Origin of the sequence: Streptomyces sp. SudanB182_2057, from assembly GCF_964272715.1 — a bacterium.
GTDB lineage: Bacteria > Actinomycetota > Actinomycetes > Streptomycetales > Streptomycetaceae > Streptomyces > Streptomyces rubradiris.
This window is the reverse complement of sequence record NZ_OZ186798.1, coordinates 5081046-5097979: the sequence shown is the minus strand read 5'-3', so window position 1 is coordinate 5097979 and position 16934 is coordinate 5081046. Positions and strand designations below refer to the sequence as shown.

General features: G+C 72.2%; 9 protein-coding genes. 4 read left to right on the top strand and 5 right to left on the bottom strand.

Features of this window, described 5'->3' with window-relative positions; all coding sequences use genetic code 11:
* Positions 1 to 5: 5 nt before the first annotated feature.
* Positions 6 to 2213: a CDP-glycerol glycerophosphotransferase family protein gene (locus ACSURM_RS22440; RefSeq protein ID WP_436957424.1), complete on the top strand. Its 2208-nt coding sequence runs from the start codon at positions 6 to 8 to the stop codon at positions 2211 to 2213.
* Positions 2210 to 3856, top strand: a complete 1647-nt coding sequence (locus ACSURM_RS22435; RefSeq protein WP_436957422.1) for a glycosyltransferase family 2 protein — start codon at positions 2210 to 2212, stop codon at positions 3854 to 3856. Before ACSURM_RS22440 ends, ACSURM_RS22435 begins: the two co-directional genes overlap by 4 nt.
* Before the next feature lie 24 nt (positions 3857 to 3880).
* Here ACSURM_RS22435 and ACSURM_RS22430 read toward each other — a convergent pair whose 3' ends face one another.
* Both ACSURM_RS22430 and ACSURM_RS22425 read right to left on the bottom strand, forming a co-directional pair.
* Entirely contained in the window at positions 3881 to 5392 is a 1512-nt protein-coding gene (locus ACSURM_RS22430) for a hypothetical protein (protein WP_436957420.1), read from the bottom strand.
* Between the two features lie 98 nt (positions 5393 to 5490).
* Positions 5491 to 10437: an NAD-glutamate dehydrogenase gene (locus tag ACSURM_RS22425; protein WP_436957418.1), complete on the bottom strand. Its 4947-nt coding sequence runs from the start codon at positions 10435 to 10437 to the stop codon at positions 5491 to 5493.
* A gap of 652 nt (positions 10438 to 11089) precedes the next feature.
* On the opposite strand from ACSURM_RS22425, the gene ACSURM_RS22420 reads away from it, so the two are divergent.
* Positions 11090 to 11656: a DJ-1/PfpI family protein gene (locus ACSURM_RS22420; protein ID WP_436957416.1), complete on the top strand. Its 567-nt coding sequence runs from the start codon at positions 11090 to 11092 to the stop codon at positions 11654 to 11656.
* A 53-nt stretch (positions 11657 to 11709) separates the two neighbouring features.
* On the opposite strand, the gene ACSURM_RS22415 is transcribed toward ACSURM_RS22420, so the two are convergent.
* Positions 11710 to 12378, bottom strand: a complete 669-nt coding sequence (locus ACSURM_RS22415) for an HAD family hydrolase (protein ID WP_436957415.1) — start codon at positions 12376 to 12378, stop codon at positions 11710 to 11712.
* Positions 12379 to 12426: 48 nt separating this feature from the next.
* Positions 12427 to 12939: a DUF6912 family protein gene (locus tag ACSURM_RS22410; protein ID WP_436957413.1), complete on the bottom strand. Its 513-nt coding sequence runs from the start codon at positions 12937 to 12939 to the stop codon at positions 12427 to 12429.
* Between the two features lie 329 nt (positions 12940 to 13268).
* Between ACSURM_RS22410 and ACSURM_RS22405 the strand changes: the two genes are divergently transcribed.
* Complete coding sequence (locus tag ACSURM_RS22405; RefSeq protein ID WP_436957410.1) at positions 13269 to 13757, top strand: Rv3235 family protein; 489 nt, start codon at positions 13269 to 13271, stop codon at positions 13755 to 13757.
* 119 nt (positions 13758 to 13876) lie between these two features.
* Here the strand turns inward: ACSURM_RS22405 and secA are convergent, their stop codons facing one another.
* A complete protein-coding gene (secA, locus tag ACSURM_RS22400; RefSeq protein WP_436957408.1) occupies positions 13877 to 16690 on the bottom strand; it encodes a preprotein translocase subunit SecA in 2814 nt (937 codons plus the stop codon).
* Between the last annotated feature and the right edge of the window lie 244 nt (positions 16691 to 16934).

Here is a 16934-nt window from a genome sequence, read left to right as displayed (position 1 = left end):
CACACATGCCCCAGTTGAGCGTGATCGTCTACGGGTCGAACACCCAGGGGCATCTCACCGAATTGCTCGACTCCCTGACGGCCCATCCACCGCCCGGCACCGAGGTGGTCGTCGCCGCCGTCGGCGACTGGGCGCGGGAGACGGCCGAGGGGTACGCGCCCTCGGTCCTCGTCGTACCGCTGCCGGACGGCACGGGTGACGCGCAGGCCCGCGCGGCCGGTGCCGCCCGGGCCTCCGGCCGCTGGCTGCACTTCGTGCACGCGAGGGACGGCCTCCCGGCCGGCGGGCCCCGGCTGATCGCCGAGCGCACCGCCGAACTGGACGCCCCGGACGGCACGGACCCCGTCGACGTGCTCCTGTTCGACCACGTCGGCACGGACTGGCAGGGCGTCGGCAGACCCTCCCCCGACGGCCGCCGGCTGGCCGCCGCCGGCCGGACCCCCAGACCCCTGGACGAGGCCGCCGACCTGCTGCGGCTCGCCCCGCTGCTCGGCAACCGCGCCCTGCGCACCGCCTTCTGGCAGGCCCACGAGGAGCTGCACACCGACGCCGACGAGCCGCGCGCCGCCCACGCCGCCCTGCTGGCCGCCGGCCGGATCGCCTGCCTGCCCCAGGCCGCGTACGAACACCGCGTGCCGCGCCCGCAGAGCCTGCCGCCCCGCACGTCCGAGGACCGGTTCGCGCTCATCGGCCGGTACGAGTCCCTGCTCCCGCTCACCGAGGACCGCCGCGCCCCCCGCGCGGTGCTGTACGACCTGATGGTGCGTGACCTGGTCGGCACCTTCGCCCGCGAGGACCTGCCCGACGCGGTGGCCCGCGAGTTCTTCCACCGCGCCGCGCGGGCCGCGGTCCGCTGGCGCCCCGACGACCACCAGCGCCCGGCCGGCCTGGACGGCATACGGCACGCGCTGCTGGAAGAGGGCGCCTACACCCGGTACCGCGCGCTCCAGGCCGCCAACCGCACCCGCCGCGCCGCCCGCGCGACCCTGCGCACCCGCAAGCGGCAACTGGGCACCAAGGTCCGCGACCAGCAGTACCGGCGCGCGCTGAGCCGCCCGGTCGACCCCGGCCTCGCCGTGTTCGCGTCCTACTGGAACCGCGGGGTGGCCTGCAACCCGGCCGCCATCGCCGCCAAGCTCGGCGAACTCGCCCCGCACATACGCCCCGTGTGGACGGTGAGCAAGAAGAACGCGGCCCTGCTCCCGCCCGGCACCGACCACGTCATCCCCGGCTCCCGCCGCTACTGGGAGACCCTGGCCACCGCCAAGTACCTGACGAACAACGTCAACTTCCCCGACGCGGTGGTCAAACGCCCCGACGCGATCCACCTCCAGACCCACCACGGCACCCCGCTCAAGCGGATGGGCATGGACCAGCGGGACCACTCGGCCGCCGCCCAGGGCCTGGACTTCGCCGCGCTGATGGCCCGCGTCGACAGATGGGACTACAGCCTCAGCGCCAACCGCCACAGCACCCGCATGTGGCAGCGCGCCTACCCCTCCCGCCACACCTCGCTGGACTACGGCTATCCGCGCAACGACGTCTACTACACGGCCACCGCCGCCGACGTCCGCGCCGCCCGCGAGCGCCTCGGCATCGCCCCCGGGCAGACGGCCGTGCTGTACGCGCCCACCCACCGCGACTACGAGGCCGGCTTCACCCCCCGCCTCGACCTGGCCGCCCTCGCCGACAACCTGGGCGAGGACACGGTCCTGCTCGTCCGCGCCCACTACTTCTACGGCGCCGCCGCCCAGCTCACCGGGCTGCGCCGCTCCGGCCGGATCATCGACGTCTCCGTCTACGACCCCGTGGAGGAGCTGTGCCTGGCCGCCGACGCCCTGGTCACCGACTACTCGTCGATCATGTTCGACTACGCCAACCTGGACCGGCCGATCGTGATCTACGCCGACGACTGGGAGACCTACCGCACCACCCGCGGTGTCTACTTCGACCTGATGGCCGACCACCCCGGCCAGGTCGCGCGCACCCAGGGGGAGCTGACGGAGATCTTCCGCTCCGGCGCCTGGCGCGACGAGCGCGCGGCCAAGGCACGGGCCGCGTTCCGGCACCGGTTCTGCGAGTACGACGACGGACGCGCCGCCGAACGGGTCGTACGGCGGGTGTTCCTCGGCGAGCCCGCGGAAGCGCTGCCCCCGGTCCTCCCCGTCGACCGGCGCACCCCTGCCCCGACGCCCGAGGAGGCCACCGCATGACCAGCCCCGACGTCACGGTCACGATCATCGTCCACAACGACGCGGCCCGGCTGCCCCGCGCGGTCGCCTCCGTGCGCGCGCAGACCCACGCCGGCATCGAGATCGTCATCAGCGACGACCACTCCACCGACGACACCCCCGAGGTGGCCCGGCGGCTCGCCGCCGAGGACGACCGCATCCGCGTCATCCGGCTGCCGGAGAACAGCGGCGGGTGCAGCGCCCCGCGCAACCGGGCCATCGAGTCGTCCCGGGCGCCGTACCTGATGTTCCTGGACAGCGACGACGAACTCCCGCCGCGCGCCGTGGAGGTGCTGCTCGCCGCGCACCGGGAGCGCGAGGTCGACTTCGCCATGGGCGCGGTGCGCCGGGTCCGGGTCGACAACGGGCGCCGCTCCACCTGGATGCCCCACCTGGTGGCCGAGCACCGCACCCTGGAGGGCATCGAGGAGGACCCCCGCCTGCTCTTCGAGCACCTGGCGACGAGCAAGATGTACCGGCGCGACTTCCTGGACCGCCACCGGCTCCGCTTCCCCGAGGGCATCCACTACGAGGACCAGCTCTTCTCGGCGCAGGCGTACTGCCTGGCGAAGGCGTTCACCATCGTCCCCGAGCCGGTGTACGTCTGGTACATCGAGCCGTTCGCCGCCGCGGCCTCCGCGTCCATATCCAACCAGCGGGACCGGATGTCCAACGTCCGCGACCGGGTCGGCGTCCAGCGGCTGATCGACGACTTCCTGCACGACAGCGGGCACGAGGGACTGCGGGCGGACAAGGACTTCAAGTTCCTCAAGCACGACTTCCGCCTCTACGCCGGCGATCTGCCCCACCGGGACGACGCGTGGCTGGCCGCCTTCGCCGAGATCATGAACCCGTACCTGGACACGCTGTCCCCCGAGGCGTACGGCAGGCTGCCGCGCGACGAGCGGGTGGTGCTGGAGCTGCTGCGGCAGGGGCGCACGGCCGAGGCACGGCAGGCGGCGCGCGGGCTGGGGCACGCGGTCGCGCCGCGCCGGGTGACGACCGACGGGGCGGGTGTCCCGTACTGGGGCGAGACACCGCCGACGACGGAGCGGGCCCGCCGCGAACTGGACCTGTCCGAACTGGAGCTGGACACCCGCCCGTTCCCGACGGCGCTGTTCCGCCACGAGATCACGGACCTGGCCTACGACCCCGGCGCGGCCCTCACCCTGACGGTCCGCACCTACGACCCGGGCCTGCGCCTGCCCGTCGGCCCCCAGCGGGCGTCGCTCCTGCTCACCCCAGGAAAGCGCCGGATGACCGTCCCGTTCCGCCTGGACCCGGTGCGCCCCGGCGTCTTCACCGGCACGGTCCGCCTCGACCTCGCCTCGGCGTCCCTGCCCGTCCAGGGCTTCGACGGCTTGCGCCACCCCCAGATCCGGCTGGAGCGGCAGGGCCTGGCCAACTCGTCGGTGCTGCTCGCCCCGCCGGACTTCCCCGCGCGCACGGCCCGCGTCCCGCACCACACCGTCACCGTCGAACCGGAACCCCGCAACCCCGGCCGGCTGCAGATCCGCTGGCGGCCGGTGGGGGCGACGGCCCGGGTCCTGCGCCCGATGGCCCGCCGGGTCACCAACCCGCGCCTACGGAGTGCCGTGCGGCTGGTGGCGAGCGTCCTGAAGTAGGGGGCGCCCGGGCGGCGCCGTCGCTCAGGGCACCACGCGGTACAGCACCTGTCCCCGGGGCCCCACGGCCGTCTTGTGGAGCCACGGGGCCGGGGCGCCCCCGACCACCCAGCGCACCCCGTACTCGCGCAGGATCCCCCGCCGCTCCTCCGCTCCGGCGCCCGCGGAGAAGTACCGTTTCACCGCCGCCTCCCGCCGCGCCGCGTCCGGCAGGAACACGTCCGGATAGCCGGGCGCCACGGTGTACGGCCCGTACGCGGGGATCTGCCGGGCCGGGAACCGGCGGGCCATCACCACGTCGCCGTACCGCACCCCGGCCCGTACGGTCCACTGGTACCCGGCCCACGGCGGCCGGTACTTCGCCGCGACCGCCCCGGGCAGCGCGTCCCGGCGCACCGCGTACCCGAGCGTCCCGGCCTGCGTCCACGCCCCCGCCACCAGCGCGACGAGCAGCACGCCCGCCCACCCCCGGCGCACCGCCCACCGCCCCGCCGACACCGCCTGGAGCGCGGCGGCGAGCTGGGCCGGGATCAGCGCGGCGGGCAGGGCGCGGCCCCAGGAGTAGTGGCCGGTCAGCCCGCCCGCGGCCACCATCAGGACACCGAGCAGGAAGAACAGGGCAAGCGGGTCCCGGCGGTCCCGGCGCAGCCGGAACCCCAGCGCCACCACCCCGAGCAGCACATACCCGAACCGCCCGGCCAGGTCCCGGTACAGCGACCGGTGGACCGCCTCCAGGTCCCCGCCGGCAAAGAACAGCGCGAAGAAGTCGTAGTACGGCCACAGCCACAGCACCAGCAGCCCGGCGAGCAGCCCGGCGCCGAGGCGGAGCAGCGTCGCGCGCGCCGGACGGGCCCCGGCCACCATGGCCAGTGCGCCCAGCGTCGCCACCACCCCGGTGAACTGGTGGCACAGCAGGATCACCGCCCACAGCGCCCCGAGCGCGGCCCCCGCGCCCCACCCGGCCGGTCCGCGCGCCGCCCGGGTCAGCCACGCCCAGAAGTGGAAGGTGAGCCCGAGCGCCGGCACGCTCGGGTACGACACCGTCAGGGCCAGGGAGTTCAGGCCGAGGAAGCCGCTCCAGGCGAACAGCGCCGGGCCCCACAGGAACAGCAGGCTCAGCAGGGCCAGGGCGGGGGCGGCACGGTGTGCGGTGAGGGTGCGGACGTAGCGGTGGACGCCCGTCACCAGCAGCGCCAGTCCGGCGAGCGCGGCCAGGCGCAGGACCACGAAGACGGACAGGCCGGTCGCCTTGGCGACGATGCCGAGCAGCAGCGTCCAGGGCGAGTAGTACGGGCTCGGCGTGTCGGCGTCGACCAGCGGGTTGCCGGGGTGGAGGAGGCCGTGCCGCAGCCGCTCGACCGTGGCCGCGTGCATGCCCAGGTCGCCCGCCCACGGCAGCCGGACGACGACCAGGAGCAGCAGTACCAGGACCAGTGCGGCGGCGCCCCGCGCCGCTGTCCGGCCGGCGCGGGCCACCGGATCGCGCGGCACCGCCGTGCGCCGCTCCGGTTCGATGTCGGTTGTCGTGGTCTGCATGATCCACCGACCCTACCGCCGTCCGTGTCTCCTCCCCCGGACAGACGGAAGGCGCCCGGGGCCACCGCGGGCCCCGGGCGCCTGTCCCTCCGTACGGACTACGAGTGCGTGCGCAGCAGCGTCCGCATCGTGCGCATCGCCACCGACAGGTTGGCGAGGTCGAAGGAGTCCGAGCCCCGGATCTCGTCCAGCGTGGTGCGGGCCCGGCTCAGGAGCGCCGCGTTCTTCTGCTCCCACGCCTCGAACCGCTGCTCCGGCGTCGAGGTGCCGTTGCCCACCGCGAGGATGTCCGCGGTGAGGGCCGCGTGCGCCGCGTACAGGTCCTCGCGGATGGAGGCGCGGGCCATCGACTGCCAGCGGTCGGTGCGGGGCAGCTCGATGATGCGGTCCATGAGCCGGGTGATGTCCAGCCGGTCGGCGAGGTCGTAGTACACCTCGGCGACGTCCAGCGGCTCCTTGCCCGTGCGGTCGGCCACCGACACGATGTCGAGCGCCGGGAAGGCGGAGGAGAAGCCGGCCACGCGGGTCGCCAGCTCGTCCGGGACGCCGGCCGCGGACAGCTCGTCGTACACGTGCTGGTACCACTCCAGGTCCGCGCCGCGCAGCAGCTTCGGCAGCTCCTGCCAGACCCGCTCCACCCGCTCGGCGAAGAACTCGACCGTCTCGGCGAGCTGCACCGGCTGCTGCCGGTTGTTCAGCAGCCAGCGCGTGCCGCGCTCGACCAGGCGGCGCGAGTGCAGCCGGATGCGGGTCTGCACGGCCGCGTCGACCTTGTTGTCCAGTGCCTCGACGGCGTCCCACACCGGTGCCGCGCAGAAGATCACGCGGGCCGCGGTCTGGGCCCGGACGATCTCCTCCAGGGAGGCGCCGGTCTCCTCGCGCAGCCGGTGCAGATACGTCGTACCGCCCGTGTTGACCGTGTCGTTGACCAGCACGGTGGTGGTGATCTCGCGGCGCAGCGGGTGGTTGTCGATGGCGTCGGCGAACCGCTCGCGCAGGGCCGTCGGGAAGTAGGCGTGCAGCAGACCGCGCAGGTACGGGTCGTCCGGCAGCGAGGTGTGCAGCAGCTCCTCGGCCACCGTGATCTTCGTGTACGCCAGGACCACGGCCGTCTCCGGGCCGGTCAGGCCCTGGCTCTGGGCGAGGCGCTCGCGGATCTGCCGGTCGGTCGGCAGGAACTCCAGCGCCCGGTCCAGGTGGCCCTCGCGCACCAGGTGGCGGATGAACCGCTGCTGGGCGTGGAGCATGTCCTTGGCCTGGGACAGGGCGTTGGCCAGGGCGGTGTTCTGCGCGTAGTTGTTGCGCAGGACCAGCGCGCCGACCTCGTCGGTCATCTCGGCGAGCAGCTTGTTGCGCTGCTTGACGGTCATGTCGCCGTCCGCGACCAGACCGTTCAGCAGGATCTTGATGTTCACCTCGTGGTCGGAGGTGTCCACACCGGCGCTGTTGTCGATCGCGTCGGTGTTGATCTTGCCGCCGTTCCGGGCGAACTCGATCCGGCCGAGCTGGGTCAGGCCCAGGTTGCCGCCCTCGCCGACGACCTTGGCCCGCAGGTCCTGGCCGTCCACGCGGATGGCGTCGTTGGCCTTGTCTCCGACGTCGGCGTGCGACTCCGTCGACGCCTTGACGTACGTGCCGATGCCGCCGTTCCACAGCAGGTCCACCGGCGCCTTGAGGATGGTCCGCATCAGGTCGGCCGGGGTCATCTTGGTGACCTTGCCGTCGATGCCGAGGGCCTCGCGGATGTGACTGTTGAGCGGGATCGACTTGGCGGTGCGCGGGAAGATCCCGCCGCCCGTCGACAGCAGACCCGTGTCGTAGTCGGCCCAGCTGGAGCGGGGCAGCTCGAACAGGCGGCGGCGCTCGGCGTAGGAGGTGGCCGCGTCCGGGTTCGGGTCGATGAAGATGTGCCGGTGGTCGAAGGCGGCGACCAGGCGGATGTGCTCCGACAGCAGCATGCCGTTGCCGAACACGTCACCGGACATGTCGCCGATGCCGACGACCGTGAAGTCCTCGCTCTGCGTGTCCACGCCCAGCTCGCGGAAGTGCCGCTTGACGGACTCCCAGGCGCCGCGCGCGGTGATGCCCATGCCCTTGTGGTCGTAGCCGGCCGAACCGCCGGAGGCGAAGGCGTCGCCGAGCCAGAAGTCGTAGCTGTTCGCGACGTCGTTGGCGATGTCGGAGAAGGTCGCGGTGCCCTTGTCGGCGGCGACCACCAGGTAGGTGTCGTCACCGTCGTGCCGGACCACGTCCCGCGGCGGCACGACCTCGCCGGCCACCATGTTGTCGGTGATGTCGAGCAGCGCCGAGATGAACGTCTTGTAGCTGGCGATGCCCTCGGCCAGCCAGGCGTCGCGGTCCACGCCCGGGTCGGGCAGCTGCTTGGCGACGAAGCCGCCCTTGGCGCCCACCGGCACGATCACGGTGTTCTTCACCATCTGCGCCTTGACCAGGCCGAGGATCTCCGTACGGAAGTCCTCGCGCCGGTCCGACCAGCGCAGACCGCCGCGCGCGACCTTGCCGAAGCGCAGGTGCACGCCCTCCACCCGCGGCGAGTACACCCAGATCTCGAACGCCGGGCGCGGCGCGGGCAGGTCCGGGATGGCCCGCGGGTCGAACTTCATGGAGACGTAGTCGTGCGGCTCGCCGCCCGGCCCCTCCTGGAAGAAGTTCGTGCGCAGGGTCGCCTTGATGACGGTCAGGAACGACCGCAGGATGCGGTCCTCGTCCAGGCTGGCCACCTGCTCCAGGGCCGCGTCCAGCTCCTCCAGCAGGGCGTCGGTGATCTCCACGCCGGCCTGCTGCCGCTCCGGGGACATCCGGGCCTCGAACAGGGAGACCAGGAGCCGGGTGGTGTGGACGTTGTTGCGGAGGGTGTCCTCCATGTAGTCCTGCGAGAAGGTCGAGCCGGCCTGCCGCAGGTACTTGGCGTAGGCGCGCAGCACCATCGCCTGCCGCCAGGTCAGCCCGGCGCTGAGCACGAGGGCGTTGAAGCCGTCGTTCTCGGCCTTGCCGGTCCAGGTCGCGGCGAACGCGTCCTGGAACCGCTCCCGGCCGTCGTCGCCGAGGTAGTCGCCGTTGCCGCCGCCGAGCGACTTCGGCATGCGCAGGCCGAAGTCGTAGATCCAGGCGGTGGTGCGGTCGGCGCAGCGCATCTCGTACGGCCGCTCGTCGGTGACCTCGACGCCGAGCCGGCTGAGCACCGGCAGCACCTTGGACAGCGAGACCGTGCCGCCCTTCTGGTAGATCTTGAACCGGCGCTCGTCGGGCGCGGCGCCCACCGGCTCGTACAGGCTCAGCGAGAAGGCCTTGTCCTCGCTCAGCTGCTCCAGGTGGGTCAGGTCGGCGACGGCCGCGCGCGGGCTGTGGTCGGCCTTGTAGCCCTCCGGGAAGGCGTGGTTGTAGCGGCGCAGCACCTCGGCCGCGCGCTCCTCGCCGCACTCGGCGGTCAGTGCCTCGGCGAACGCGTCGGCCCAGGAGCGGGCCGCCTCCACCAGGCGGGCCTCGATGCGCTCCTTGTCGGTGTCCGACAGCTCGGGCAGCTCGGTGCCCTGCGGGACGCGGACCACGAAGTGCAGCCGGGAGAGGATCGACTCGGTGTTCCAGGCGGTGAAGTCGACGCTGGTGCCGCCCAGCTCCTCCTTGAGGATGTCGATGATCCGCAGGCGCACGCCGGTGGTGTAGCGGTCGCGCGGGAGGTAGACGAGGGCCGAGTAGTAGCGGCCGTACTCGTCCTGGCGCAGGTACAGCCGCAGCCGGCGGCGCTCCTGGAGGTAGAGCACGCTGGTGACGATGGCCTGGAGCTCGGCGACCGGCGTCTGGAACAGCTCGTCGCGCGGGTAGGTCTCCATGATCTGGAGCAGGTCGCGGCCGTCGTGGCTGTGCGGCGAGAAGCCGGCCCGGTCCAGCACCTCGTCCACCTTGCGGCGGATCACCGGCACCCGGCGCACGGACTCGGTGTAGGCGGCGGAGGAGAACAGGCCGAGGAAGCGGCGCTCGCCGACGACGTTGCCGTCCGCGTCGAACTTCTTGACGCCGATGTAGTCCAGGTACGACGGCCGGTGCACGGTGGCCCGGCTGTTGGCCTTGGTCAGCACCAGCAGCTTGTGCTCGCGGGCCTTGGCGCGGGCGTCGGCCGGGAGGCGCTCGAAGGAGGGGCTGACCGGGTGCTGGTCCTCCTCGGCGTGGTGCGGGTCCGAGCGCAGTATGCCGAGACCGGTGCCGGGCACGGCGGCGAGCGTGTCGTCGTCGCGCAGCTGGTACTCGCGGTAGCCGAGGAAGGTGAAGTGGTCTGCGGCCAGCCAGTGCAGCAGCTCGCGGGCCTCCGCCACCTCGGGACGGGGCAGGTCGGCGGGGGCGGGCTCGCCCTCCAGGCCGTCGGCGATCCGGATCGCCGCGTCCCGCATCTTCTCCCAGTCCTCGACGGCCTCGCGCACGTCGGACAGCACGCGCAGCAGGTCGGCGGCGATCTGCTTCAGGTCGGCGCGGTCGGTCTCCCGGTCGATCTCGACGTGGATCCAGGACTCGACGTGCGCGTCGTGCGGGAGGGCGTCGCCGACGGGCGGGGTCGGCAGCACCTCCAGCAGCTTGCCGGTCAGATCCCGGCGGACCACGAACTGCGGGTGGATGACGACGTGGATGCCGCGCCCCTGCCGCGTCAGCTCGTTGGTGACCGAGTCCACGAGGAAGGGCATGTCGTCGGTGACGACCTCCACGACGGTGTGGCTGCACGTCCACCCGTTCTCTTCCACGGTCGGGGTGTGCACCCGCACGTTGGCCGTGCCCTGCGGGCGGTTCTCGGCGAGCCGGTAGTGCGAGACCGCGGCGCCGAAGACGTCGACCGGGTCGCGGTCGGCGAAGTCCTCGGGTGCGGTGTGCAGGTAGTAGCGCTGGAGGAACGCGAGCACGGATTCGCTGTCCGGGGTGCCGGGGGTGCCCTCGCTCGTCGTCCCGGTCGGTAGGTGCCCCCCGACCGGGCTGTTCTCAGCTACCCGGGCGGCCCTTTCGAGCAGCTCGGCCTTGGCTTCGTCCAGCTTGGTCTGCATTGTCCTCTGGCTCCTGTCGCGCGCCGTTGCGTGACGTAGAAGGAAGTTCTGTCTCTTCCCTTGCGACACAACGCCACGTCCCGGGGTGTCCGGTCACTGTCGACGGTATGCCGCGAGGTGAGATGAGCGGGGTGATTTCGGCCAATTTGATGACGCCGGCCGAGTGTGACGCTGCTCTCGGCACCGCCGTGACCCGGACCATTTCCGGCGCCGCGGAGGCGTCCGCGCCCCCGTCCCGCCCGCGAGGACCAGCGACCGCCGCCCGGTCACGGAGACGAGCCGTGCAACCCGGGCGCGGGGCGGGAACAGGATCGTCCCCGCGGGATATCGCGCTGATCACGCCACAAGGCTATCGCTCTTGCCCCGGGGCGCGTCATGAGCCGCTTGTGTACAAAACCAGGTGGTGAAGTTTGACGTTCTGCACAGCGGTGGTGGCGGAGAGGGTGGCGTATCCGGCCACCGGCGCGCGCCACCCGCCGCCGGGCATCCGGTCGCGCCCCCGCGTGCGCCGCCGCACTCTGAAAACCACCGGGTCCCCTTGGCAGACGCGCCCGGCGGGGGGCACGGTGCCTTCAGTCCGCCGCGGGTCCCAGCGTCCCACTGCGGAGCCCCGAGCCCCACCCCCACGCACGAAAGCCCGCGAGGAGCCGACATGCCCACGAAGATCCTCATCGTCACCGGAGACGCCGCGGAGTCCCTGGAGGTGCTCTACCCCTACCAGCGGCTGCGCGAGGAGGGCTACGAGGTCCACATCGCGGCCCCCTCCCGCAAGACGCTCCGCTTCGTCGTCCACGACTTCGAACCCGGCTACGACACGTACACCGAGAAGCCCGGCTACACCTGGCCCGCCGACCTGGCGTTCGCCGAGGTCGACCCCGGTGCGTACGCGGCCCTGGTGATCCCCGGCGGCCGGGCGCCCGAGTACCTGCGCAACGACGCCGAGCTGCGCAAGATCCTCAAGGCGTTCTTCGACGCGGACAAGCCCGTGGCCCAGATCTGCCACGGCCCGCTGCTCACCGCCGCGGTCGACTCCCTGCGGGGCCGCCGGGTGACCGCCTACCCGGCCCTGGAGCCGGACATGCAGACGGCCGGCGCGGACTTCCAGGACACCGAGGCGGTGGTCGACGGCACCCTGGTCTCCTCCCGCGCCTGGCCGGACCACCCGGCGTGGATGCGGGAGTTCCTGAAGGTGCTGCGGGCGTCCGCTCCGGCGAGCTGAGACCGCCTACAGGCTCCCCGCGCCCCTTCGCGGGGCGCACCTCGCCACCCCCGTCACGCCGCTATTCTGCGGGCCTCCGCGACCGCCTCGGCCAGGGAGTCCACCACCGGCACGCCGACGCCCTCCAGACTCGCCCGGCTGTGCGACCCCCCGCTGTACAGCACGGCCCGGGCACCCACGTGCCGCGCCGCGACCGCGTCGTCCGCCGCGTCCCCGATCACCACGGTCCGCTCCGGCTCGGCCACCCCCGCCAGCGCCCGCAGGTGCCGCACCATGTGCTCGGCCTTGCTGCCGCCGGACGGCCCGGTGCGCCCGTCGATGCGGACGAAGTGCGGCTCGATGCCGAAGCCCCGCACCACCGGCACCAGTTCCTCGTGCCCGTACATGCTCAGCAGCGACTGGCTGTGCCCGTCCGACCGCCACCCGGCGAGCAGTTCCTCCGCCCCCTCGGTCAGCCCGCACCGCACCCGGTGCTCGGCGTAGTGCCGCTGGAAGGCGCCGTCCATCAGCTCCCACTCGGCGTCGCTCGGCAGCCGGCCGAGCAGCCGCTCGTAGAACCTCGGCACCGGTACGCAGTACAGCGAGCGGTACTGCTCCAGTGTGATCGGCGCGAGCCCCAGCTCGGCGAAGGCGGCGTTCGTCGCCCCTATGACCGCGTCGTTGTCGTGGAAGAGCGTCCCGTTCCAGTCCCAGACGATGTGCGCGCTTTCGTGCGTCCCCATGCCCGAGACCGTACCCGCCGCCACTGACAATCACGGCGTCGGCCGAGGTCAGCCCCGTGCGACGAGGTTGGGGATCTCCTGCGTGGCGTACCACAGCAGTTCGTGGTCGTCCGCCCCGTCCACCACGAACCGGGCGTCGTCGTCCCCGCCGTCCGCGGCCGGCAGCGCCCGCGCCGCCGCGGCCACGTCCGGTTCCGCGTCCTCGGCGTCGACGTGCACGGCGGCCGCCTTCGCCAGCGGCACCGACGCCGCCACGGTCACCTGGCCGAGGGCGGAGGGTTCGAGCCCGCGGTCCGGGTCGACGCTCGCCGCGCCGTCGGGCACGTCCACCGCGACCACCACCCGGCGCCGTACCGCGTCCGGGTCCGCCGCCAGCAGCCGCAGCGAGGCCAGCGCGGCCCGGCCGAGCGCCGCGTACTCCAGCTCCTCGATGTCCTCGGAGAGGTACCACTCGCGCAGGGCGGGGGTGACGGCGTACGCGACGAAGGGGCCGCTCCCCAGCTCACCCGTCCTGTGCGCCTCGGCGAGAGCGGGCAGGGTCAGGGGGACGTAGACGCGCATACTGGCCGCTCTTTCCTGGTCAAAGGCTCCGCTGGGGCCCCGGGGAGGGCGGCTGGCGCGTCTCCCGGCGGGCCTTCAGGATACGTGCGTCCGTCCTCTTTCGAGCTCCCGCCCACCGCCGTCGAGAAGTCAACTCCAGGCCACCGGTCCACCCTCTCCGGCCGCTTCTCCCCGGGGTCCGGGACCCTCACTCCACACTGATGGGTGAACCTTCCCGGCTCGCGCCCACCGGCCGCCCCTCGCTTGCCCGGGCCTTCAGCGCCCCGTACAAGGTCCCCACCACTTGTTACCGCCCGGTACCCCTCCCGGGCCGGCCGAACGGGATCCCCATGAACAAGGTCATGAGCCGAACCGTCCAGCCCCGCCCGCGGCACCGCCCGCCGACCCGCCGCGACACCCGCCGCCCCGGCGGGACGCCACCCCGAGCGGCCGCCCGCCCGGCGGCCGGCCGCGCCCAGAGCCTCCGTACGGCCCCCGGGACGGCCGCAGGACAGCCCCGGCCCACCGACCTGTTCGCGGACCGCCTGCTCGCCGTCCTGAGCGGCCAGCGGCCCGTCCACTGGATGCTCCGCCACACAGCCGGCCGCGCCTACGACGACCTGGCCCGCCTCGCCGAACGCGTCCCGCTGCGCACCCCCGGCCCCCGCGCCATCCGCCCGGTCGTCCAGGACATCGGCTACTACGTCGCCGACGAGGGCGCGCTGGAGGTCTTCGCCCGCGTCGCCACCGGCGACCGCCTGCGCGCCATGGCCTTCCGCCTGGAACTCGGCGAGGACCTCCGCTGGCGCTGCACAGCGGTGGAGACGGGGCCCGTGTGACCCCCTCCCCGCCCCGCCTCGGCCCGGAGCGATGCCCGAAGGGCCGGGTCCCCGTCGGAGACCCGGCCCTCAGGCGCCGCCGGCCGCTCAGGCGCGGCGTGGCTTCCCGCGTCGCTTCGTCACTTCTTGCGGCGCCGGCCGCCCTTGGCCTGCCGCCGCCGCTCCGCCCGGGTCAGCCCGTCCGACTCGGAGCGCACCGGCTCCTCGTCCTCCAGGTCCCGCTCCACGATGCCGCCCTCGCCGTCCACCGTCGGCGCGGAGAAGTGCAGCTCCCGGCGCTGCGGAACGTCCAGCCCCTTCGCACGGATCTCGGGACGGGCGGTCGCCTGCGCCGGCACCGTGTCCTGCGCGCCCTCGCCGGCCGGCTGGGCCTGCGCCTCGACCGGGACCTCCTCGACCTGCTGCTCGACCTGGACCTCCAGGTTGAACAGGTAGCCGACGGACTCCTCCTTGATGCCGTCCATCATCGCGGTGAACATGTCGAAGCCCTCGCGCTGGTACTCGACCAGCGGGTCCTTCTGGGCCATCGCGCGCAGGCCGATGCCCTCCTGGAGGTAGTCCATCTCGTAGAGGTGCTCACGCCACTTGCGGTCCAGGACCGACAGCACGACCCGGCGCTCCAGCTCACGCATGATCTCGGAGCCGAGCTGCGCCTCGCGGGCCCCGTACTGCTCGTGGATGTCCTCCTTGATGGACTCGATGATGAACTCGGCGGTCAGACCGGCCCGGTCACCGGCCGCCTCCTCCAGTTCATCGATGGTGACCTTCACCGGGTAGAGCTGCCGGAAGGCGCCCCACAGCCGGTCCAGGTCCCAGTCCTCGGGGAAGCCCTCGGAGGTCTCCGCGGTGACGTACGCCTCGATCGTGTCGTCCATGAAGTGCCGGATCTGCTCGTGCAGGTCCTCGCCCTCCAGGACGCGGCGGCGCTCGCCGTAGATGACCTCGCGCTGCCGGTTGAGCACCTCGTCGTACTTCAGGACGTTCTTGCGGGTCTCGAAGTTCTGCGTCTCGACCTGTCCCTGCGCGGAGGCGATCGCGCGGGTGACCATCTTGTTCTCGATCGGCACGTCGTCCGGCACGTTGGCCATGGACATCACGCGCTCGACCATCTGGGCCTTGAACAGGCGCATCAGGTCGTCGCCCAGCGAGAGGTAGAAGCGGGACTCGCCCGGGTCGCCCTGACGGCCGGAACGGCCGCGCAGCTGGTTGTCGATGCGCCGCGACTCGTGCCGCTCGGTGCCGAGGACGTAGAGGCCGCCGAGCGACTCCACCTCCTCCTTCTCCGCCTTGACGGCCTGCTCGGCCCGCTCCAGGGCGGCGGGCAGGGCCGCGGCCCACTCCTCGATGTGCTCCTCGGGGTCGAGGCCGCGCTGGCGCAGCTCCGCCTCGGCGAGGTCCTCGGGGTTGCCGCCGAGCTTGATGTCCGTACCACGGCCGGCCATGTTGGTGGCCACCGTCACCGCGCCCTTGCGGCCCGCCTGGGCCACGATCTGCGCCTCGCGCTCGTGGTGCTTGGCGTTCAGCACCTCGTGCTGGATGCCGCGCTTGCTGAGCTGCTGCGAGAGGTACTCCGACTTCTCCACGGAGGTCGTGCCGACGAGGATCGGCTGGCCCTTCTCGTGCTTCTCGGCGATGTCGTCCACGACCGCCTCGAACTTGGCCACCTCGGTGCGGTAGATCAGGTCCGACTGGTCCTTGCGGACCATCGGCCGGTTGGTCGGGATCGGGACCACGCCGAGCTTGTAGATCTGGTGGAACTCGGCGGCCTCGGTCATCGCCGTACCGGTCATGCCGGAGAGCTTGTTGTAGAGGCGGAAGAAGTTCTGCAGGGTGATCGTGGCGAGCGTCTGGTTCTCGTCCTTGATCTCCACCCCTTCCTTCGCCTCGATCGCCTGGTGCATGCCCTCGTTGTAGCGGCGGCCGGCGAGGATACGGCCGGTGTGCTCGTCGACGATCATGACCTCGCCGTCGATGACGACGTAGTCCTTGTCGCGCTTGAACAGTTCCTTGGCCTTGATGGCGTTGTTCAGGTAACCCACGAGCGGGGTGTTCACCGACTCGTAGAGGTTGTCGATGCCCAGCCAGTCCTCGACCTTGGCGACACCGGACTCGTGGATGGCGACCGTGCGCTTCTTCTCGTCGACGTCGTAGTCGCCGGTCTCCTCGACGCCCTTGAGGGGGTTGCCGGCCTCGCCGCGCTTGAGGCGGGTGACCAGCTTGGCGAAGTCGCCGTACCACTTGGTGGCCTGGTCGGCCGGGCCGGAGATGATCAGCGGCGTACGGGCCTCGTCGATGAGGATGGAGTCGACCTCGTCGACGATGGCGAAGTTGTGGCCGCGCTGCACCAGCTCGTCCTTCGACCACGCCATGTTGTCGCGCAGGTAGTCGAAGCCGAACTCGTTGTTCGTGCCGTAGGTGATGTCGCACGCGTACTGCTCGCGGCGCTGGGCCGGGGTCATGCTGGCGAGGATGCAGCCGACGTCCAGGCCCAGGAACTTGTGGACGCGGCCCATCATCTCGGAGTCGCGCTCGGCCAGGTAGTCGTTGACCGTGACGATGTGCACGCCGTCGCCGGACAGCGCGTTCAGATAGGCGGGCAGGGTGCCCACGAGGGTCTTGCCCTCACCGGTCTTCATCTCGGCCACATAGCCGAGGTGGAGCGCGGCACCGCCCATCAGCTGCACGTCGTAGTGGCGCTGGCCGAGGACCCGCTTGGCGGCCTCGCGGACCGTGGCGAACGCCTCGGGGAGCAGGTCGTCGAGGCTCTCACCGTCGGCGTACCGCTGCTTGTACTCATCGGTGAGGGCCCGCAGCTCGGCGTCGGAGAGGTCGACGAAGTCCTCTTCGATGGAGTTGACCTGGTCCGCGATGCGGTGCAGCTTGCGCAGGATCTTGCCTTCGCCTGCACGCATGATCTTCGAGAGGACGGACACGGGGGCTGGTCTCCTTGCCGGTCGGGCCTGGGACGGTCGGTTTTCCTTCTGACTACTGAGCAACGGCCATCGTATGCGAGGACCCGGCCGCGCCGGGAGGCCTGGCGGCCCGGCGGCTTGCTTCATCCAGGACAACGGACGGGGTGTCCGGATGGTGCCGCCCGGGCGCGAGGAATTACGCGAATTGTGATCACACGCTCACGCAACGCGGAAATCCGTGGCGCCGGCCCGGTGTCCCGCGCAG